Raw genomic sequence first — 19,120 nt, forward strand, 5'->3', positions numbered from 1 at the left:
CGACGCCGCACAGTTCCGCGACGCCGCACAGTTCCGAGCACTGGCCGTAGAAGGTGCCGACGCGGTCGGCGCGGAACCAGGTCTCGTTGACGCGGCCCGGGACGGCGTCGGTCTTCAGGCCGAAGGCCGGCAGGGCGAAGGCGTGGATGACGTCGGCGGCGGTGACCAGCACGCGGACGGTCTTGCCGACCGGCACGACGATCGGTTCGTCGGCGGCCAGGCGGTACAGGCTGTGCGGCATGCCGCGCTGGGCCAGCTCGTCTTCCGGCAGCATGTTGGAGACGTATTCGGCGATGCCCTGGTCCGGATACTCATAGGCCCAGTTCCACTGGTTGCCGGTCGCCTTGATGGTCAGGTCCGGCGTCGGCATGTCGTGATAGGCGAACAGCAGACGGAACGAGAACAGCGAGATGAACACCAGGATCAGGACCGGCAGAACCGTCCAGATCACCTCGATCAGGGTGTTGTGGCTCCACTTGGCCGGAACCGGGTTGGCCTTCTTGTTGTAGCGGACGACGATCCACAGGATCAGGCCCAGCACCAGCAGGGTGATGAATGTGATGACCGGCATCAGGATGATGTCGTGGAAGAAATGCGCCTCGACCTTCAGCGGCGAGGCCGCCGGCTGCAGCCCGAGCGCGCCGTCCGTCGGCTGGCCCACCAGTTCCTTCGCCCAGACGGGCGTGGCGGAGAATACGGCCAGGCACAGGGCGGTGAAACCACCGCCGATCGACGCCCGGGCCCGCGTGCCCATCCCCATGCGAGACATCCTCATATTACCGTTTCGTCGCAAACGCTTGCGAGAGAATCGCAAGCAGGCGCCCGGACATGACGCCCGCAGCGGTTCTTCGGGCGGTCCATATCGCCCCGTCCGACGCTTGCCAAGCGATCAGCAAGAGATTGCGCGCGGCTGCGGCCATCGGCCCACGGATTAAATCTCCGTCATGTTATGACAGCTACCTTGCGTCACCAGATACCTTGCGATACGTCTTGGGCATCAAAGGAGGACGCCACGTGCCCGAAACCATCGAGATACAGCTGAAGAAGGGAGTGCTGACGCTATGCGTGCTGGCGCTTCTGAACCGGCATGACAGCTACGCCTATGAGATCGCCTCGACCCTGTCGGACGCGATCGACATGGGCGAGGGGACGATCTACCCGCTGATGCGGCGGATGCAGTCCGACGGACAGGTCGAGACCTATCTGGTCGAATCGGCGTCCGGGCCGTCGCGCAAATACTATCGCCTGACCGACGCCGGCCGCGCCGCGCTCGAAGCCCAGACGGCCGAGTGGCGCGCCTTCGCCCGCGCGGTCGAATCCGTTCTCGACGGCGCGGCGCCCATCGCCGCGCCGGCCGCGAAAAATGCCGACAAGGGAGCTGAACAATGACCCGCGCCGAATTCATGGGCCGGTTGCGCCGGGGACTGGTCGGCATGCCGACGTCCGCCGCCGCCGACATCGCCTCGGACTATGAGACCCATTTCGAGGACGGCGCCGCCGCCGGACGCTCGGAAGCCGAGGTCGCGGCCGCCCTGGGCGATCCCGACCGCCTGGCCCGCGAACTGCGCGCCGAGGCCGGCGCCCAGCGCTGGCATCAGGAAAAGAACCCGTCGGCCGCCGCCGGGGCCGTCTTCGCGGTCCTGGGTCTGGGCGCGATCGACCTCCTGATCCTGCTGCCCATCTTCATGAGCGTGGTCGGCGTCCTGTTCAGTGGAGACGCGCAGATAGCNGGTCTGGGCGCGATCGACGGTCTGGGCGCGATCGACCTCCTGATCCTGCTGCCCATCTTCATGAGCGTGGTCGGCGTCCTGTTCGGCTTCTTCATGGCCGCCGTCGGCCTGTTCATCGGCGGCGGGGCGGTGATGATCGCCGGTCCCTTCGCGGGCTTCCCGGGCGGCGTCGCCACGGCGATCCTCGGGGGCATCGGCCTGATGGCCGGAGCCACGGCGCTCGGCGCCCTGACCGCCATCGCCACCATCCTGCTGGTCAACGCCACCGTCTGGTACGCGCGCCTGCACTATCGCCTGCTGAAGCCCGCGCTGGGGGAACAATCCCCGGCCGACGGCAAGTTCTGAGGGAGGACAAGACATGATCCGCACGCTTCTCATCATCACGGGCGCCAGTCTGGTGCTCTGCATCGCCACCCTTTCCGGCGCCGCCGCCATCGGCGGGAACGATCTGGCCCGCCACGGCTGGGAGTGGACCTTCCATGACGTGGACAGTTCCGAAACGATCACATTCCAGCGCGGCGACGTCGGTCCGTCGGTGACCCGCAACCTGGCCTGGACCGGCGGCGACAAGCTGACGATCGAGATCCCGGGCGACGTGACCTACATCCAGGGCGACACGCCCTCGGTCGTGGTCACCGGCCGGAAGTCGATGGTCGACCAGGTCAACCTGATCGACGGCCGGCTGACCTGGTCCGAAGGCGATGACCGCTCCGAACACGTGGTCTTCGGCTGGAGCAACCATGACCGGCTCCGGGTCGTGATCACCGCCCCGTCGGTGAAATCCTTCGACCTCGAAGGCTCGGCCGACCTGTCGATCCGGGACTATGACCAGCCGACGTTCGACCTGAACATCTCGGGATCGGGCGACGTGGTCGCGGAAGGCGAGACGCAGACGGCGACGATCGACGTCAACGGCTCCGGCGATTCGGACCTGTCGGCGCTCCGCGCCACCGACGCCAGCGTCGACACCTCCGGCTCGGGCGATGTCCGGATCGGCCCGACCGGAGCCGCCAGGATCGATATCTCGGGCTCGGGCGACGTCGATCTGACCCGCCGGCCGGCCAATCTGCAGCAGTCGGTTTCCGGTTCCGGCGACATCGACCAGAACTGACCCGGTGACGCGAGGGCGGTCAGCCCCTACTTAGGGCCCATGACCGTCCTCGTATCGCCTCCCGCCATTCTCGACAGCGCCGACGTCGGCGCCGATGAAGCCCTGTCCATCCTGCAGGGCGCGCTCGAAGGCGCCGACGACGGGGAACTGTTCCTCGAACGGTCAGAGAGCGAATCGCTGGTCTTCGACGACGGCCGGCTGAAATCCGCCGCCTATGACGCCAGCGAAGGCTTCGGCCTGAGGGTCGTGGCGGGCGAGACCGCCGGCTACGCCCACGCCAACGAGATCAGCGGCGCCGCCATCCGCCGCGCCGCCGACAGCGCCTCTCTCGCCAGGTCCGGCCATGCCGGCGTCACGGCCGAGGCCCCCCGGGCCACCAACCAGCAGCTTTACGACGCGGTCGATCCCCTCGCCTCGCCCGCCTTCTCCGACAAGATCGCCCTGCTGTGCGAGATCGACGCCTGGGCCCGGGCCCGCGATCCGCGCGTGGTGCAGGTGTCGGCCAGCCTGATCGGCGAGCGTCGCCAGATCGAGATCCTGCGCGGCGACGGCCGGCTGGTGCGCGACATGCGGCCCCTCGTCCGGATGAACGTCTCCATCACCGTCGAATCCAACGGCAGGCGCGAGAGCGCCTCGGCCGGAGCCGGCGGGCGCGCCGGCTTCGAGACCTGGATCGCGCCCGACCGCTGGCAGGGCCAGGTCGACGAGGCCCTGCGTCAGGCGCTGGTGAACCTCGAGGCCGTCGACTGCCCGGCCGGCGAGATGGACGTGGTCCTCGGCGCCGGCTGGCCCGGCGTGCTGCTGCACGAGGCCATCGGCCACGGCTTCGAGGGCGACTTCCACCGCAAGGGATCGTCGGTCTTCTCGGGCATGATGGGCCAGCGAGTGGCCGCCCCGGGCGTCACCGTGGTCGACGACGGCTCCATCGCAGGACGCCGCGGGTCCCTGTCGGTCGATGACGAGGGCACGCCGACCTCGCGCACCGTCCTGATCGAGGACGGGATCATGGTCGGGCTGATGCACGACCGGCTGTCGGCGCGGCAGCTGGGCGCCCGCGCCACCGGCAACGGCCGCCGCCAGTCCTTCGCCCACATGCCGATGCCGCGCATGACCAACACCTTCATGGAAGGCGGCAGGGACAAGCAGGCCGACATGATCGCCTCGACGAAACGCGGCCTCTACGCCGCCAATTTCGGCGGCGGCCAGGTCGACATCACCAACGGCAAATTCGTCTTCCAGTGCACCGAGGCCTACCTCATCGAGGACGGGAAGATCACCGCCCCGGTGCGCGGCGCGACCCTGATCGGCGACGGGGCCACGGCCCTGCAGCGGGTGCAGATGATCGGCGACGACTTCGCCTTCGACCCCGGCGTCGGCGTCTGCGGCAAGGCCGGTCAGGGCGTCCCCGTCGGCATCGGCCAGCCCAGCCTCAAGATCGGCGGCCTGACCGTGGGCGGGACCGCCGTCTGATACGTCCGATTCTGACGCAGGTCGGGGTCATACTGCCGGTCCTGTCGATTTCCGTGGAAATCCGACGGACCCGGACGGTGAGACGCATGAGACGCATGAGACGGTGTTTTTCAGGGTCTCGGCCGCCACTCCGGGCCGACCACATCGAACCCGCGGGCCTCAAGGCCGTCGAGGACGCCGCCCGTTTCGGCCAGAAGCCGGATCGGAGCCACGCCCATGGTCACGCCGGGCGAGATCATCGCCGTCTCGATCGCCGCCGCCCACTGCTGCCTCAGCTGCGGCGCGATCTCCGGATCGCCCCATGGCCAGCACTGGTTCAGCGCCTTGTCGACCGGAGAGGCGACGACATCGGCGATCCGGAGCGCGCGCCAGTCCTCGGCCCGGTCCCGGGTCGCGTCCGGTCCCGCCTCGGCGGCGGCGATGGCGGCCTGGACGCAGGGCACATGGGCGCTCTGGGGCGCGGTGATCAGGCTGTCGATCAGGGCGTCGCCGCGCACGGTTCCGACCGGCCGGACCGGCACCCGGGCGCGCCGGGCCGCGCGCCGGATCACGTCCATGGCGTCGTCGCCGGTGCGGCCGCTCCTGTAGCCGGCCTTGTCCTGCATAAGGTCGAAGCCCACGAACAACAGGCTTGTCCGCCGCCAATCCTCATTGCGCTCGTCGGTCATCAGGGCCTCGAGCCGGGTCTGCCAGTCGGGCGTCAGAAAGTCTGCGGTCGTCTGGCCTTCGGGCATGCGCGCGATGGTTCGGGCGCGCCAGATGACGCGGAACAGGTCGGTGACCGAGGCCCGGCCCTCCTGCGGCGACAGGATCTGGTCCGATCGGGCCGCGGCCGCTTCCAGATCGTCAGGCCGCCACGTCAGGTCACGGGGAATGCCGGTGATCGCGCCGACCAGGATCAGGGTGCTGTCGCCGCGGGTCACCGTCCACATCGGCGCGCCCGAGCGCCGGGCCAGAACGATCACCTCGTCGAGCTCCGTCGCCTCCGCCTCGGGCGTCTGGGCCATCGAGACGGCGGGCGTCATGGTGGCGATCAGCAGGCCGGCGGCCAACAGGGCGGCTGTATGAGTTCTCACGACTATACCTTCGTCATTTGCATATGCCGAGTAACGCTAAGACTAAATTGGAACACAACCATGACATCGGTGTAATGATGTCGGAGATTTAATGCACCTGTCTGTCTTGTAACTGGAGGAGGCCGCGGCAGACCGTCACATCTCCCGTCACACGACGAGGGGAATCCTGCAATGACAAAGACCATCCTGCTGGCGACGACGGCGCTCCTGTTGACCGCCGGGGCGACGTCCGCCCAGACACCCGGCGAACAGCAGGCCGCCCCCCAGGCCCAGGCGGACCAGCAGGGCGTCCTGGTGTTCACGCCGGACTTCTTCGCCGACCAGCGGCCCAACAGCGCCCTGGACATGGTCAACCGGATTCCGGGCTTCAGCGTCGTCGACGGCGACGGCAGCCGCGGCTTCGAGGGCTCGGTCGGCAATATCCTGATCAACGGATCGCGCCCGGCGTCCAAGAACGACACCGGCTCGGCCGTGCTGGGCCGCACCCTGGCCGGCCAGGTCGAGCGCATCGAACTGGTCCGCGGCGGCGCGCCGGGCATCGACATGCAGGGCTTCGCCATCGTGGTGAACGTGATCACCAGAACCGAATCCAGCCGGCAGTCCATCCTCACCGCCAACGCCGCGATCTTCGACGGCGGGCAGGACCTTTACGGCGGCTCCTACCAGTTCACCGCCAGGGAGGGCGAGCGGACCTGGGGCGTGACCCTCAGCGACGGCATGTCCATGAGCGACGCCAACGGCATCGGTCCGATCGTCCGCCGCGACGCGAGCGGCGCCATCATCCGCCAGGAAGATTTCTTCAACGACCAGTACGGCGGCGGGACCTCCATCCGCGGCAATTTCGCGACGCCTCTCTACGGCGGCAAGATCGACCTGACGGCCCGCTACGGCGTCAACGACTACCACAGCATCAACCTGCAGACCTCGCCCACGGCGCGGCGCGAAAACCTGTTCGAGGACGACGGCTCGGGCGGCGAGTTCGGGGTGGTCTACACCCGTCCGCTGGGGACGCGGCTGAATCTCGAAACCCGGTTCATCCATCAGTTCAACGACTTCGACAACGTCTCGACATCGCGCACCCGCGTCAGCGGCGTCGACAGTCCGGAACAGCGCTTTGTCGCCGAGGGCAATTCGTCCGAAACGATCTTCCGCAGCCTGCTGCGCTTTGAACGCTCGCCGGCCCTGACCTTCGAAGGCGGCGGCGAGGTCGCCTACAACATGCTGGAGATCCAGCAGGCCTTCACCGTCGGCGGCGTCGCCGTGCCCCTGCCCTCGGCCTCGGTCAAGGTCGAGGAAACGCGCGGCGAGGTCTTCGGCAAGGCGACCTGGCGGGTCCGCCCGACCCTGACCGTGGAAGGCGGCTTGCGGGTGGAGGCGTCGACCATCACCCAGTCCGGCGACGCCGAGCAGGAAAAGAGCTTCTTCTTCCCCAAACCCCGCGTGCTGGCGACCTGGACGCCGATGCCGAACAACCAGTTCCGTTTCCGCTTCGAGCGCGAACTGGGCCAGCTGGACTTCGGCGACTTCGCCGCCTCCTCGGATCTGGACGAGGAGAATGTTCTGGGCGGCAATGCCGATCTGGAACCGGAGCAGCGCTGGATCACGGAAGCGACCTATGAGCGCCGTTTCTGGACCGACGGCATCGTCAGCATCGGCCTGCGCCATGACGAGATCGTCGACGCCATCGACGTGATCCCGCTGGATGGCGGCCTGTCGGCGGTCGGCAATATCGGCGACGGCGCCCTGGACCAGTTGGCGGTGAACGTCCTCGTGCCGATGGACCGGTACGGCTTCACCGGCGGGCGTCTCGGCTTCCGCAACACCTGGAACCATACCGAGGTCACCGATCCGACCACGGGCGAGACCCGCGCCATCTCGGGCGTCCGCCCGTCGCAGGCGACCTTCACCATCGCCCAGGACATCACCTCCTGGAAACTGCAATGGGGCGGCGCCTACATCACCAAGCTCAGCCAGACCAGCTACGATCCGGACCAGACCTCTGGCTTCCGCGGCGCCGACTATTTCGAACTGTGGGCCGAGTACAAGCCGACCGCGACCCTGTCGCTGCGGGCGCAGATCAACCTCTGGGACGATTTCGAGGTCGAGCGCACCGTTTTCGCCGCCCGCACGGCCGCCCGGCCGGTCGCACTGGTCGAGAACCGCTACATCGACCCCCGGACCTTCGTCTCCCTGCGGTTGCGCAAGACGTTCTGATCCGGCGACAGGCCGGGGCGGCCATGGCCTCGCCCCAAGCCTGTCGGCGAATTAATCCACCTGTCCGGCTTGTAACTGGAGGCCCCGCCGGACCACGAGCACCTTTGCCGTAACAGGGAGAGGATTTCATGGGAAAAGCTGTCTGGCTGGTCGGCGTCGCCCTGTGCGCCGTGGCGGCCCCGGCGATGGCGCAGACCTCGACAGGGGTCGCCGCCCTCTCGTCCTCCGCCGAGGCGCCGGTTCCGGCCGATCCGACCGGGACCGCGCCGGCGGTCGACGCGACCCGGCGGGGTGTGCTGGTCTTTGATCCGGCCTTCTTCGCCGACTCCCGGCCCGACACCGCGCTGGACATGATCGCCCGCCTGCCCGGCTTCGGCCTGGACACGGGAGACAGCGATACGCGCGGCCTCGCGGGCACGGCCGGCAACGTGCTGATCGACGGCGTACGGCCCTCGACCAAGAGTGACAATCTGGAGCAAATCCTGCGCCGCATCTCGGCGGCCGGCGTCGCCCGCATCGAACTGATCCGCGGCGGCGCGCCGGGCATCGACATGCAGGGCCGGTCAGTGATCGCCAACGTCATCCTGGTCCGGAGCGTCGTCACCGAACGCGTGCTGGAAGCCAACGCCTATTTTTATCCCGACGGCTACGTCGGCCCCGTGATCGCGGCGCGCTGGTCGCGGCGTGAGGGCGACAACCAGATCGAGGGTTCGATCAACGCGTTCTCGGACCGCACCGACGGAACCGGGGATGGCTTCCGTCGTCGCTATGACCCCGCCGGCAATCTGATCCAGGACGCCGACCTGGTGCTGTGGGACCGCATCCGCACGGTGCGGGCCACGGGCGCCGTCCAGCGCCGCGTGGCGGACGGCCTGCTGAAGGTGAACGGCCTGCTGGGCTGGTTCGGCAATGAGAATTCGCAGGATCTGCTGATCCGCTCGGGCGCCGGCAGCGACAGCTTCAATGACGAGGAGGCGGACTCGGTCGATAGCGAACTGGGCGTCAACTGGACCCGCGATCTGAGCCCCCGCCTCGGGCTGGAGCTGACCGGGCTGCAGCGTTACGGGACCGAGGAATACACCGGCGTCTCGACTGGCGCCGGCGGCAGCTCGACCTTCACGGCCGACGCCACCGCGGGCGAATCGATCGCCCGCGCGACCCTGCGCTACCGGCCCGACGACCGGTTCGCCGTCGAGACAGGCGGCGAGATCGCCTTCAACTTCCTCGACAGCACCAACGCCTATGAGGAAAACGGCGTGGCCATTCCCCTGCCGTCCGCTTCGGTCCGGGTCGAGGAACTGCGCGGCGAGGTGTTCGGCCAGACGACCTGGCGGCCCCGCCCCGAATTCACGCTCGAAGCCGGCGTCCGGGTCGAGGTTTCGGAGATCAGCCAGTCGGGCGACAGCGACCAGTCAAAATCCTTCGTCTTCCCCAAGCCTCGCATCCAGATGACCTGGACGCCGTGGGCCGGTCACCAGTTCCGCCTCCGCGCCGAACGCGAGGTGGGTCAGCTGGACTTCGGCGACTTCGTCGCCTCGGCCGACATCGACATCGGTCAGGTCGAAGGCGGCAATCCGGACCTGGAACCGCAGAAGGCGACCGTTTTCGAGGCCATCTACGAACGCCGCTTCTGGAACGAGGGCGTCCTCGACTTCACCCTGAGCCACGCCGAGATCGAGGATGTGGTCGATATCATTCCGCTGATCGGCGGCTTCGACGGCGTGGGCAATATCGGCGACGGGACGTCGAACTTCTTCCAGACCCGCCTGACCCTGCCGACGGACAAGCTGGGAATCCCGAACGGCCGGCTGCAGGTGCGCGGCAGCTGGTCCCGGACCTCCGTCGTCGATCCGGTCACCGGCGAGGAGCGGCGGTTCCAGGGAAACCAGGCCTTCGGCTGCGGCGTGGCGTTCAATCAGGACCTGAAAGGCGGCCGCTGGTCCTACGGCTTCGACCACGGCTGCAACATCGACAAGGGCGCCGCCTTCCGTGTGCGCGAGATTCGCCGGTTCTATTCCGAGCCCGGCGTCAGCGCCTATGGCCAGTGGAAGCCGCGCCCCGACCTGACGGTGCGGGTCGACCTCGGCAACGCCTCCAACCGCCGCAACGGCTACGATCGCGAGATCTACGCCGGCCCCCGCGACACCGCCCCCCTGTCGTTCCGCGAGGTGCGTCGCACGCGGATGAGCCCCTGGCTGTTCGTCCAGATAAGAAAGACCTTCTGAAGAAGGCGACCCCACGCCCCAAACTGACGTGCGCCACCCCCGCGCACGAAAAAGGGCGGAGCCGTCAGGCCCCGCCCTTTCTGTTGTCAGCCGCTGGCTGGATCAGCCCGCGGTGCTGGTCCCGGGCCTGGCGACGTTGCCGTCCTCCTGGCCCCGATCGGTCAGGGTCGGTCCCGGATGATTGCCGGCGTCATTGGCTCCATGCGACCAGCCCTTGATGAAGAAGCTGATCAGGATGAAGAAGGCGCCGATAACCATGCCGCCCCAGCCGAGCTTCTCGAAGATCTCGAGCGAGGTGCGCAGCGCAAGACCGGGGTCCAGCACCTGACCGCCGACGGTCTCCGTGCCCGCCAGACCCGCGATCCAGCCGCCCACGAACTGGGCGATGGAGCTGGCCAGGAACCAGACGGCCATCATGAAGCTGACCACCGCCGGCATCGACAGCTTGGTGATCTCCGAGCCCACGAACTGGGCGATGGAGCTGGCCAGGAACCAGACGGCCATCATGAAGCTGACCACCGCCGGCATCGACAGCTTGGTGATCTCCGACAGGCCCACGGGCGACAGGAACAGCTCGCCCGTCGTGTGGAACATGTAGAGCAGGCCCAGCAGCACGATCGGCAGCTGGAAGGCCGAGTTGGCCATGCCGGCGCCCCAGACCACCACCATGAAGCCGAGACCGACCTGGATCAGGCCGAGACCGAACTTCATCGTCGGGTTGGGGTCCATGTTGCGCTTGGCCAGATAGGCCCACAGCGCCGCCATGATCGGGGCGAACAGCAGGATGAAACCGGCGTTGAACGATTGGGTCTGGGCCGCGGTGATCGTGGCGTCGACCCAGAAGCCGGTCGGGGTGATCCCGGCCGCTTCCAGCTGGGCGGGCGTGCCCACCGTGACGCCGAGGAAGTTGAACGCCGTCGGCGTCAGGCTGAGGTCGACGTTGCGGTCGGCGAACAGGTTCAGCGAGGTGCCGGCCTGTTCGAACAGGGTGAAGAAGACCACCGAACCGAAGATGAGCACCACCGCCAGCATCATCCGCTCACGCTGCGCCTTGGTCTGGCACACCTTGATGATGACGTAGAGGATGAACAGCAGCGACGCGATCGTGGCCAGTCCCAGCACCCAGCCGACGACGGCGTTGCGCTGGACCAGGAACCAGATCAGGCCGACGCTGAGCGTACCCAGCAGATAGATCGACCATTCGCGGTTCAGCGGGCCGATCATCGGACGCTTSAGCATCTCSGGGTTGGGCGGCTCGCCCTTGCCCTCGAGCAGCGGCTTGCCGAGCATGAAGACGATCCAGCCCAAGGCCATGCCGATGCCGGCCAGGCCGAAGCCCGCCCACCAGCCGACCGTCTGGCCCAGATAGCCGCACAGCACCGCGGCCCAGAAGGCCCCGAGGTTGATGCCGTAGTAGTAGAGGGTGAAGCCGGAATCGCGACGGGGGTCGCCCTGCGGATACAGCTGTCCGACGATGGTCGAGATGTTCGGCTTCAGGAAGCCGACGCCCATGATGATCAGCGACACGGCCAGATAGAAGACTGTCCCAGATAGCCGCACAGCACCGCGGCCCAGAAGGCCCCGAGGTTGATGCCGTAGTAGTAGAGGGTGAAGCCGGAATCGCGCCGGGGGTCGCCCTGCGGATACAGCTGTCCGACGATGGTGGAGATGTTCGGCTTCAGGAAGCCGACGCCCATGATGATCAGCGACACSGCCAGATAGAASASGTTCACGCCCATCAGGTCGCGSGTCTGGGTCATGACGTAYGAYCCTTCCGCCAGGGTGGCGGGAAGAGGCGACGCCGCCGGCATGCCGGCGACGGCGATGCCGCCGCCCTCGGCCGGACCGAAGGCGTATTTCTGGCCGTCGATGACGATGTTGACGTCCCGATCCGCGCCGCGGCCCTCCGCCGAAATCTCATAGGTCTGACCACCGTAGGTCAGGGTTTCGGTCGCGGGACGGCCCTCGAAGGCCATCAATCCGTGACCGGCGACCAGCAGCAGGGCGCCGAAGGCGATGGCCTTGCGCGTGCCGATGAAACGGTCGGCGAGAATGCCGCCGACCAGAGGCAGCAGGTAGACCAGCGAGGTGTAGGACCCGTAGGTCGAGCCCGCCATGGTGTCGTCGAACAGGAAATGCTGCGTCAGGAAGAAAATCAGGATGCCGCGCATGCCGTAGTAGGAGAACCGCTCCCACATTTCGGCGAAGAACAGGATGATCAGTCCGCGCGGATGGTTCTTCAGAATCTGCATCAGCACCGGAACGCCGGTGGCGAAGGTGATGATCAGGCCCAGAATGATGACGATATTCATGCCTGGTCTCCTGTGCTTTGCCGGGCTTCAAGCCCGATGCGCCTTGTCGGCGCGCCCCCTGCGTCCGTTCTGCTCAACGGCTCACTCCCTTTTTGCTGCGCCCCACCTGACGCGCGAAGGCGCATAAGCAGCACGCGGAGCAAGACCGGACAAGAGTTAAGGGTAAATTGGCTGGAAGGCGGCGTCCGACGCCTCGGCGGTGCGATGCCCGGAATCCGCGGTCGGGGTCGGGGTCGGGGTCGGGAATGAGCACCCCTTGAGTTGAAGCCGCGCTTGTCCGAGGTTCAGGTTTGGTTTTCGAAAGGCCGATCATGTCCCTCGCCCGTCTCCTCCCGGCCGCGCTCGCCCTTCTGCTGTCGGCCGCTCCCGCGGCCGCCCAGGACGCGCCGCGCTGGTCGTTCGCCATTCACGGCGGCGCCGGGGTCATCGAGCGCGAGAGCCTGACGGCCGAACAGGACGCCGCCTACCGCGCCGCCCTGAAGCGGGCGCTCGAGGCGGGCTCGGCCGTGCTGGCCGACGGCGGCGCGGCGCTCGACGCGGTGCAGGCCGCGATCGAGATCATGGAGGACGATCCGCTGTTCAACGCCGGGCGGGGCGCGGTCTTCACCGCCGCCGGACGCAACGAACTGGACGCCGCCGTCATGAACGGTTCCGACCTGACCGCCGGCGCCGTGGCCGGTCTGACCCGAACCCGCCACCCCATCGCGGCGGCCCGGGCGGTGATGGAGCGCTCGCCTCACGTCATGTTGATCGGCGAGGGCGCCGACACGTTCGCCGCTTCCGCTGGGCTGGAGCAGGTCGATCCGTCGTTCTTCTTCACCGAACGCCGCTGGCAGGGGCTGGAGCGGGCGCTGCGCCAGCAGAACCTTCCGGTCCCGCAGCGCCCCGCCGGCGCGCCGGGCCCCCAGGCGGCCAACGATCTGCCCGCCCCGCCCCTGAATGAACGGAAGTTCGGCACCGTCGGCGCCGTGGCCCTGGACAGCCAGGGCCGCCTCGCCGCCGGCACCTCGACCGGCGGCATGACCGCCAAGCGCTGGGGTCGGGTCGGCGACGTGCCGGTGATCGGCGCGGGCACTTATGCGTCGAACCGCGACGGCTGCGCCGTGTCGGCGACCGGCGACGGCGAATTCTACATTCGCGCCTCGGTCGCCCGCGACATCTGCGCCCGGATCGCGGGCGGCGCCGGAGGCCAGGCCGCGGGCCAGGCCGAGGTCGACGACGCCCTGTCCCTGGGCGGCTCGGGCGGCGTCATCGTCATGGACCTGCAGGGCCAACCCGCCTTCGCCATGACCACGTCCGGCATGTATCGCGGGGCGGTGTCCTCCGCCGAACCCGCGCGCGTCGCCATCTACGGAGACGAGGTCCTGCGGCCATGAGCGAACGCGACATCCCCGGCGTGATCGCCCCGCCTCCGCTGATCTATCTCGGCTTCCTGCTGGCCGGCTGGGGTCTGGCCGCATTGGGCGCACGGCCCGAGGCGGTCGAGGCGGGACTGGGCTGGCTGGCGGCCGGTTTCGGGCTCCAGATACCGGTTCGTCGAGGCGCGGCGCTGACCCTGATCGTCGGCGGGCTTTTGCTTGACGGCATGGCGGCGGGTCTGTTCCGCCGTCGGGGCACGGCGGTGGAGCCGTGGAAGCCATCCACCGCCCTGATCGTCGAGGGGCCCTACCGTCTCAGCCGCAATCCGATCTACGTCGGGTTCGCCGCGACCTACGCCGGCCTCGCCATCGCCATGGACAGCTGGATCGCGCTCATTCTCCTGGCCCCCTGCCTGTTCGTGATCGACCGGTTCGTCATCCAGCGCGAGGAGCGCTATCTGGCCGCCAAATTCGGACCGGGATACGAGGCGTTTCGCCAGAAGGTTCGCCGGTGGCTGTAGAGGACGACGAGTTGTCGGAGATGGCGCTCGAGGAGCTGGACATCGCCTGCGCCCTGCCCTGGCCCGATATGAAATCGGTGACGCCTTGGGGCGACAGCTTCACCGGCTTCGCGCCGTCGGGCCGGGAAGTCGAGATCGAGCGACGCTACCTGTGGGCCCACGCGCCCGAAGGCGCGATCGCGGTCGAGGTCGAGGTGCGCGACAGGGGCTCCCCGACGGGCGCGGAAGCCAAGGCCCTGATCACCGCGCCGCGCTGACCGCCCGCCGGAAACGCGGCGGCGTTAACCTTTGTCATTGCCAAGCTGAGCCGTCGGGGCAAGATGCGCCTCCGGACCAGGAGGGGGAGCCGCATGTCCTACGACGCCGACTTCGCCGCCGCCGACGCCGCCAATGCGCCGCTGGACGCCCCGCTGATGATCGGCGCCGATCCCGTGCTCTGGGGCGCCCTGCTGCTGGGGCTGGCCGCCGCCGTGCTGATCGGCTGGTATCTGGGTCAGGGCGCGCGCGGCGCGCGAGTCGACGCGGCGGTTTCCATCTGGGAGGAGATCGACGAGGCCGCCAAGGAAGCCATGAAGGCCGACGGGGACTCCTTGCCCGCCAAGGCTTCGGCGCTGCGCCGGACGATCGACCGGCGGCTGGGCCGGACCCTGGGCATCGCCGGCGGCGCTGGCAGGATGATCAAGGCGCTGGACGCCGCGCTCGGCGGCGAGGGCGAAGAACCACACAAACCCGACGGCGGTCATGGAAACGGCGACACGGCGGAACAGCGGGCGAGACATGAGCACGACGAGGCGCACCCCTCGTCCGTGGGCGGCGTGACCGTGATCGTCAACGCCGATGCGGGCCGCAAGGGGGGCGACAGCCACGGCGACCACGAGACGAAGAAGGGCTCCCTCGGCGTGCAGGAACGCAATGACGCCCTGCGTCTCGCCATCGGCCGCTTCAACGACCACTGGCGGCTCCGCGCCGACCGCGTGCGCGAACTGCGCGCCGCCCACGCCGAACTCTCGACCCCGGGGCCCAGGCGTACGGCGGGCGGCAGGATCAGCGGGACGCGCGCCGGCCACTGACCGGTCCGGCCACGGTTTCCTCGCCGGATAAAACCGCCTAAGCCTTGAGGCATGAAACTCGCCTCCCTCAAGCACGGCCGTGACGGTCGCCTCGTCCTCGTCTCCAGCGACCTCGCCTGGTTTACCGACGCCTTCCTGATCGCACCGACGCTCCAGTCGGCCCTGGACAACTGGGACCGGGTCGAGCCCGACCTTCTGGCCCTGGCGGAAAGCCTCGAACACGGCGGTGTGCCGCGCGGCCGGTTCCATGAGCGGGAGGCCTCGGCGCCCTTGCCCCGGGCCTACCAATGGGTCGACGGCTCCGCCTATGTGAACCACGTCGCACTGGTGCGTCAGGCGCGCAACGCCGAAATGCCCGACAGCTTCTGGACCGACCCGCTGATGTACCAGGGCGGCTCCGACGGCTTCCTCGCCCCGCGCGACCCCATCCCCCTGGCCGACGAATCCTGGGGCTGCGACCTCGAGGCCGAGGTGGTCGTCGTGACCGGCGACGTGCCCCAGGGCGTGACGCGGGAAGAAGCGCTGAACCACATCCGGCTGGTCGGCCTCGTCAATGACGTGTCGCTGCGCAACCTGATCCCGGCCGAGCTGGCGAAGGGCTTCGGCTTCGTCCAGTCCAAGCCCGCCTCGGCCTTGTCGCCGGTCTTCGTCACGCCCCGGGCGCTCGGCGACCGCTGGGTCGACGGCAAGCTCAAGGGCGAGCTGAACGTCCAGCTGAACGGCGAGGACTTCGGCAAGGCCGACGCCGGGGTGGACATGACCTTCGACTTCGGCACGCTGATCGCCCACCTCGCGAAGACCCGCGCCCTGTGCGCCGGCACCATCATCGGGTCCGGCACGGTGTCGAACCGCGACGCAGGCGGCGGCCCCGGCAAGCCCGTGTCCGAAGGCGGGCTCGGCTATTCCTGCATCGCCGAGGTCCGGACGGTCGAAACCATCCTGCACGGCAAGGCCGCGACCCCCTTCCTCAAGCATGGCGACACGGTCCGCATCGAGATGCTGGACGACAAGCACCACTCCATCTTCGGCGCCATCGAACAGACGGTGGAAGCGGTCTAGCCGCCCGCCAGCCGCAGCGCTTCATCCAGCGCCCGGTCCGCCGGAATACGCACATCGGGCTGGACGCCCACCCCTTCCCAATTGGTCCCGGTCACGGGGTGCCGCGCCACGCCTATGGGCATGATGACGGTGAACCACGGCCCCAGGTCCATGCCCGTCGAGGGGTTGGCGCCGCCGCCCGTCGGCTCGCCGATCACGGTTGCGCGGCGCGCCGCCTGCAGGTCGTAGGCCACGGCTTCAGCCGCCGAGAAGGCGCCCGGGCCGACCAGCACATAGATCGGCTGATCCGGAAACGCCGGTCGGGCGACCTTGTTGGCGAAACGCTCGATGGTATCGCGGCTGCCGTCCTGAACGCACCCCTCGGGATCGGCGGGATCGGGCGCGCAGCGACGGAACTGCAGATCCTCCAGCCGCATCGGCTCCGGCGCGAGATGTCCCATCAGCTGACGCAGGGCGACCTCGCCGCCGCCGAGGTTCTCACGCAGATCGAGGACAAGCGCCCGGGCTCCGGCCAGCCGCGCCATCGCGGCGTCGATCGCGCCCGCCGAATCCGGATGGCCGCTGAAAGAGGCGAGGTTCAGATAGCCGACGCCGCCGTCCAGCATCCGCGCCGCGCGAACGCCATAGCCGTTGCGCGCCTCCTCGGCCGACATCGCCTCCATGGTCGGCGGCGGACCATCGGCGACCACGTCGTCGCGGCTGCGGCTCTCGAGCCAGACCTGCAGATGTCTGTCGCCCGACACCGCCAGCAGGTCGGCGTTGATCGCCTGACGGAAGGCCTCGGGTTCGGTCAACGCCAGATAGGCCGGACGCCTTTCGGCCAGCCGGGCCCGGATGGCAGGCGTTCGGTCGGCCATCACATAGTGGGCCAGCCGCCGGTCCAGCGTATCCAGCGCGCGCGTCCGGTGGATCAGGGCGCCCGCCCCGGTCGCGACGCCTGCCGTCGCCTCCTGCGCCATCACCGCCGCCGGCCCCTGGCAGGACAGCAGCAGGCCTGACATGATCGCCAGCATCACACGCTTCATCTCGACCTCCGACGTTTCAGGAGGGGGAGGCCGCGGTGCGCCTTTACGGATGCGTGGGACAGATTAAGCTCTCGAAAGCTATGTGGCCGCTTCCGGGCTGTATGCGGGGACACCGTCATGACGCCTGAACCGACCACCGCCATTGATGGCTGGGCCGCGACGTTGATCCTTGCGCAGACCGGGATATGAGGCGTCTCGCGCTCGCATTGGCCGCCGTGGGGCTGGCAAGTCCGGCCATGGCGCAGGATGTCAGCGCGGATTGGGACCTGACCACGGATCCCGCCCGACAAGTCACTCTGGCGACGCTGAACTTCGGCAGCAATCAGATCGCGCTGCGTTGCAAGACCGGCGTGCTGGACTTTCTGCTCACGGGCGTGCCGACGACGGTAGCCTCGCCAGCCGTGACGGTGACGGCGGGGGCCATCCAGAACGAGCGCCAGCAGTGGCTGGCCTGGCCCGATCAGCCGATCATCTCACCACCGGAACCAGCCCGGTTCGCGCGGCAATTGCGTGCTGGTGGGGAGTTGGACATTCGGCTGGACCCCGGCAGCGCCGGCGAAAGGCCGCGCCGCTACCGCCTGCCCGTGCCCCCATCCATCGCCGCCGTCGATCAGGTTCTGTCGGCCTGTTCGATTCCGCTGAACGACGACTGGGACCTGCGGCAAAGGGCCGAACTCGGAACGGCTGTCTGGGCCCGCCCCGTTATTCCTGAATTTCCGGAGCTGGCCGCTTCCCGGGGTGTGGAAAACGGGGAGGTTGCAGTCGGATGCGCCATCGCTGCCGGAGGCCTCCTGGACGAGTGCCGCATCCTGTCGGAAACGCCACAAGGCGCAGGGTTCGGACAAAGCGCGCTGCGATCGGCGAAGCGCTCGCGCGTCGAGCTTCCGGACGACGAGGAATCCGTGATCGGCAAGGTCGTCACGTTCACGGTCCGCTTCCGGATTTCGTGAGGCTTCAACTTGACGCCGCCGCGGCTGTCGCCACAAGGTTGCGCCTCGCAGACCCGCCCGGATTGTCCCATGAAGCGTTCCCTTGCCGCCCTGCTCGCCTGCATCGTCGCGCTGCCGGCCCTCGCGCAGGATGCGTCGGCCGACTGGGATCTGTTGGAGGATCCGCAAAAGAAGCTGCTGGTCGCCTATACCCGGTTCGACAATGGCGTGAGCATCGCCACGCGGTGCGCCGACGGCGGGTTCGAGGCGGTGATCACGGGATTGCCGCCGGCCGGGTCAGCGACCCGCCGCCCCCTGCGGATCGCCTTCGGCGACGAAGACCTGGCCAGCACCAGCTGGTCGGTGGCGATAGACGACACCGTGGCCGTCGCTGACCTTCCCGCGCCCTTCGCGCGCGAACTGCGGGCGGGCGGTCGTCTGCGCATTGTGGTCCCGAATGGCGCGGCGGCCGGGCGCAACCTGATGTACGATCTGGAGTTGCCGGCGTCTTCGGCCTCCATCGACCGGACGCTGACGACCTGCGAACGGCCATTGGTCGATCCCCGCGATGCGGAACTGGAGACCCTGTCAGAAGACGGCGTGCCCGTGAACCTGATGTGGGGAGTCCGGCCCGAGCCCCGCTACCCCGCGACGCGGTATGCGCGCGGTTTCGCCATCATCTCCTGCGTCACCAATCCGACGGGATCCCTCCGCGACTGCGCGATCGAGTCCGAGCATCCGCGCGAAGGCGGGTTCGGGGCCTCAACCCTCGCCTCGGCCCGACGCGCCCGCGTGCGCAACGCCGCCGATCCCCGCGGCCCGGTCCCGACGACGCGTGTGCTCTACCGCACCCATTTCGTGGTTCAGGGATATCAGACCCGCGAAGAGGAAGAACGCCGACGCGAAAATCGCAGGCTGGAGCGGGAAGAACGGGCGGCCCGACGCGCCGCCGGCGGATGATCCGACGAGGATTTCTTCATCTCCGCCTCCAGCCTTGCTGCGCCCTTTGCCGGATTGACC

The 19,120-nt window shown here is 68.4% G+C and carries 16 protein-coding genes and 1 pseudogene; 13 read left to right on the top strand and 4 right to left on the bottom strand.

The features are described 5' to 3' along the window. A partial coding sequence (coxB, locus tag ASD25_RS17255; protein ID WP_156389368.1) for a cytochrome c oxidase subunit II occupies positions 1–760 on the bottom strand: 760 nt, incomplete at its 3' end. A 254-nt stretch (positions 761–1,014) separates the two neighbouring features. On the opposite strand from coxB, the gene ASD25_RS17260 reads away from it, so the two are divergent. From ASD25_RS17260 to tldD, 4 genes are all read left to right on the top strand, one after another. Continuing rightward, on the top strand, positions 1,015–1,389 hold the full coding sequence (locus ASD25_RS17260; RefSeq protein ID WP_055831127.1) for a PadR family transcriptional regulator: 375 nt from the start codon (positions 1,015–1,017) through the stop codon (positions 1,387–1,389). Then, a partial coding sequence (locus ASD25_RS32085) for a DUF1700 domain-containing protein (RefSeq protein ID WP_235562775.1) occupies positions 1,386–1,729 on the top strand: 344 nt, incomplete at its 3' end. The genes ASD25_RS17260 and ASD25_RS32085, both read left to right, overlap by 4 nt. Before the next feature lie 359 nt (positions 1,730–2,088). After that, a complete protein-coding gene (locus ASD25_RS17270; RefSeq protein WP_055831131.1) occupies positions 2,089–2,841 on the top strand; it encodes a GIN domain-containing protein in 753 nt (250 codons plus the stop codon). A gap of 39 nt (positions 2,842–2,880) precedes the next feature. Continuing rightward, positions 2,881–4,311 carry a metalloprotease TldD gene (gene tldD, locus ASD25_RS17275; RefSeq protein ID WP_055831133.1) on the top strand — a complete coding sequence of 477 codons (1,431 nt, stop codon included), beginning with the start codon at positions 2,881–2,883 and terminating at the stop codon, positions 4,309–4,311. Positions 4,312–4,421: 110 nt separating this feature from the next. Here tldD and ASD25_RS17280 read toward each other — a convergent pair whose 3' ends face one another. Continuing rightward, entirely contained in the window at positions 4,422–5,387 is a 966-nt protein-coding gene (locus ASD25_RS17280; RefSeq protein WP_235561780.1) for a TraB/GumN family protein, read from the bottom strand. A 171-nt stretch (positions 5,388–5,558) separates the two neighbouring features. On the opposite strand from ASD25_RS17280, the gene ASD25_RS17285 reads away from it, so the two are divergent. Both ASD25_RS17285 and ASD25_RS17290 read left to right on the top strand, forming a co-directional pair. Beyond that, entirely contained in the window at positions 5,559–7,601 is a 2,043-nt protein-coding gene (locus ASD25_RS17285; protein WP_055831134.1) for a TonB-dependent siderophore receptor, read from the top strand. A 128-nt stretch (positions 7,602–7,729) separates the two neighbouring features. Further along, positions 7,730–9,826: a TonB-dependent siderophore receptor gene (locus ASD25_RS17290; protein ID WP_055831135.1), complete on the top strand. Its 2,097-nt coding sequence runs from the start codon at positions 7,730–7,732 to the stop codon at positions 9,824–9,826. 102 nt (positions 9,827–9,928) lie between these two features. Here ASD25_RS17290 and ASD25_RS17295 read toward each other — a convergent pair. Further along, positions 9,929–12,138 (bottom strand): annotated as a pseudogene (locus tag ASD25_RS17295) (oligopeptide:H+ symporter). Positions 12,139–12,449: 311 nt separating this feature from the next. On the opposite strand from ASD25_RS17295, the gene ASD25_RS17305 reads away from it, so the two are divergent. The 5 genes from ASD25_RS17305 to ASD25_RS17325 all read left to right on the top strand — a co-directional run bounded on the left by ASD25_RS17305 (position 12,450) and on the right by ASD25_RS17325 (position 16,146). After that, on the top strand, positions 12,450–13,514 hold the full coding sequence (locus ASD25_RS17305; protein WP_055831289.1) for an isoaspartyl peptidase/L-asparaginase family protein: 1,065 nt from the start codon (positions 12,450–12,452) through the stop codon (positions 13,512–13,514). Then, a complete protein-coding gene (locus ASD25_RS17310) occupies positions 13,511–14,017 on the top strand; it encodes an isoprenylcysteine carboxylmethyltransferase family protein (protein ID WP_055831137.1) in 507 nt (168 codons plus the stop codon). The genes ASD25_RS17305 and ASD25_RS17310 overlap by 4 nt, the downstream gene beginning before the upstream one ends. Then, positions 14,008–14,274, top strand: a complete 267-nt coding sequence (locus ASD25_RS17315) for a hypothetical protein (protein ID WP_235561781.1) — start codon at positions 14,008–14,010, stop codon at positions 14,272–14,274. The genes ASD25_RS17310 and ASD25_RS17315 overlap by 10 nt, the downstream gene beginning before the upstream one ends. Positions 14,275–14,367: 93 nt before the next feature. Continuing rightward, complete coding sequence (locus ASD25_RS17320; protein WP_055831138.1) at positions 14,368–15,087, top strand: hypothetical protein; 720 nt, start codon at positions 14,368–14,370, stop codon at positions 15,085–15,087. Between the two features lie 51 nt (positions 15,088–15,138). Continuing rightward, positions 15,139–16,146: a fumarylacetoacetate hydrolase family protein gene (locus ASD25_RS17325; RefSeq protein WP_055831140.1), complete on the top strand. Its 1,008-nt coding sequence runs from the start codon at positions 15,139–15,141 to the stop codon at positions 16,144–16,146. On the opposite strand, the gene ASD25_RS17330 is transcribed toward ASD25_RS17325, so the two are convergent. Beyond that, on the bottom strand, positions 16,143–17,171 hold the full coding sequence (locus ASD25_RS17330; RefSeq protein WP_055831145.1) for a S41 family peptidase: 1,029 nt from the start codon (positions 17,169–17,171) through the stop codon (positions 16,143–16,145). The two genes, ASD25_RS17325 and ASD25_RS17330, sit on opposite strands and share 4 nt — an antisense overlap. Before the next feature lie 236 nt (positions 17,172–17,407). On the opposite strand from ASD25_RS17330, the gene ASD25_RS17335 reads away from it, so the two are divergent. Both ASD25_RS17335 and ASD25_RS17340 read left to right on the top strand, forming a co-directional pair. After that, positions 17,408–18,121 (top strand): energy transducer TonB, encoded by a 714-nt coding sequence (locus ASD25_RS17335; protein WP_162246629.1) that lies wholly within the window; start codon positions 17,408–17,410, stop codon positions 18,119–18,121. Between the two features lie 69 nt (positions 18,122–18,190). Next, positions 18,191–19,060, top strand: a complete 870-nt coding sequence (locus tag ASD25_RS17340) for a hypothetical protein (protein ID WP_055831148.1) — start codon at positions 18,191–18,193, stop codon at positions 19,058–19,060. Positions 19,061–19,120: the final 60 nt, after the last annotated feature.

The sequence above is a fragment of the Brevundimonas sp. Root1423 genome (assembly GCF_001426805.1).

Coding starts and splice junctions, on each gene's coding strand:
- ASD25_RS17270 (WP_055831131.1), top strand. CDS start 2,089: ATGATCCGCACGCTTCTCATCATCACGGGCGCCAGTCTGGTGCTCTGC.
- tldD (WP_055831133.1), top strand. CDS start 2,881: ATGACCGTCCTCGTATCGCCTCCCGCCATTCTCGACAGCGCCGACGTC.
- ASD25_RS17285 (WP_055831134.1), top strand. CDS start 5,559: ATGACAAAGACCATCCTGCTGGCGACGACGGCGCTCCTGTTGACCGCC.
- ASD25_RS17290 (WP_055831135.1), top strand. CDS start 7,730: ATGGGAAAAGCTGTCTGGCTGGTCGGCGTCGCCCTGTGCGCCGTGGCG.
- ASD25_RS17305 (WP_055831289.1), top strand. CDS start 12,450: ATGTCCCTCGCCCGTCTCCTCCCGGCCGCGCTCGCCCTTCTGCTGTCG.
- ASD25_RS17310 (WP_055831137.1), top strand. CDS start 13,511: ATGAGCGAACGCGACATCCCCGGCGTGATCGCCCCGCCTCCGCTGATC.
- ASD25_RS17320 (WP_055831138.1), top strand. CDS start 14,368: ATGTCCTACGACGCCGACTTCGCCGCCGCCGACGCCGCCAATGCGCCG.
- ASD25_RS17325 (WP_055831140.1), top strand. CDS start 15,139: ATGAAACTCGCCTCCCTCAAGCACGGCCGTGACGGTCGCCTCGTCCTC.
- ASD25_RS17330 (WP_055831145.1), bottom strand. CDS start 17,171: ATGAAGCGTGTGATGCTGGCGATCATGTCAGGCCTGCTGCTGTCCTGC.
- ASD25_RS17335 (WP_162246629.1), top strand. CDS start 17,408: ATGGCGCAGGATGTCAGCGCGGATTGGGACCTGACCACGGATCCCGCC.
- ASD25_RS17340 (WP_055831148.1), top strand. CDS start 18,191: ATGAAGCGTTCCCTTGCCGCCCTGCTCGCCTGCATCGTCGCGCTGCCG.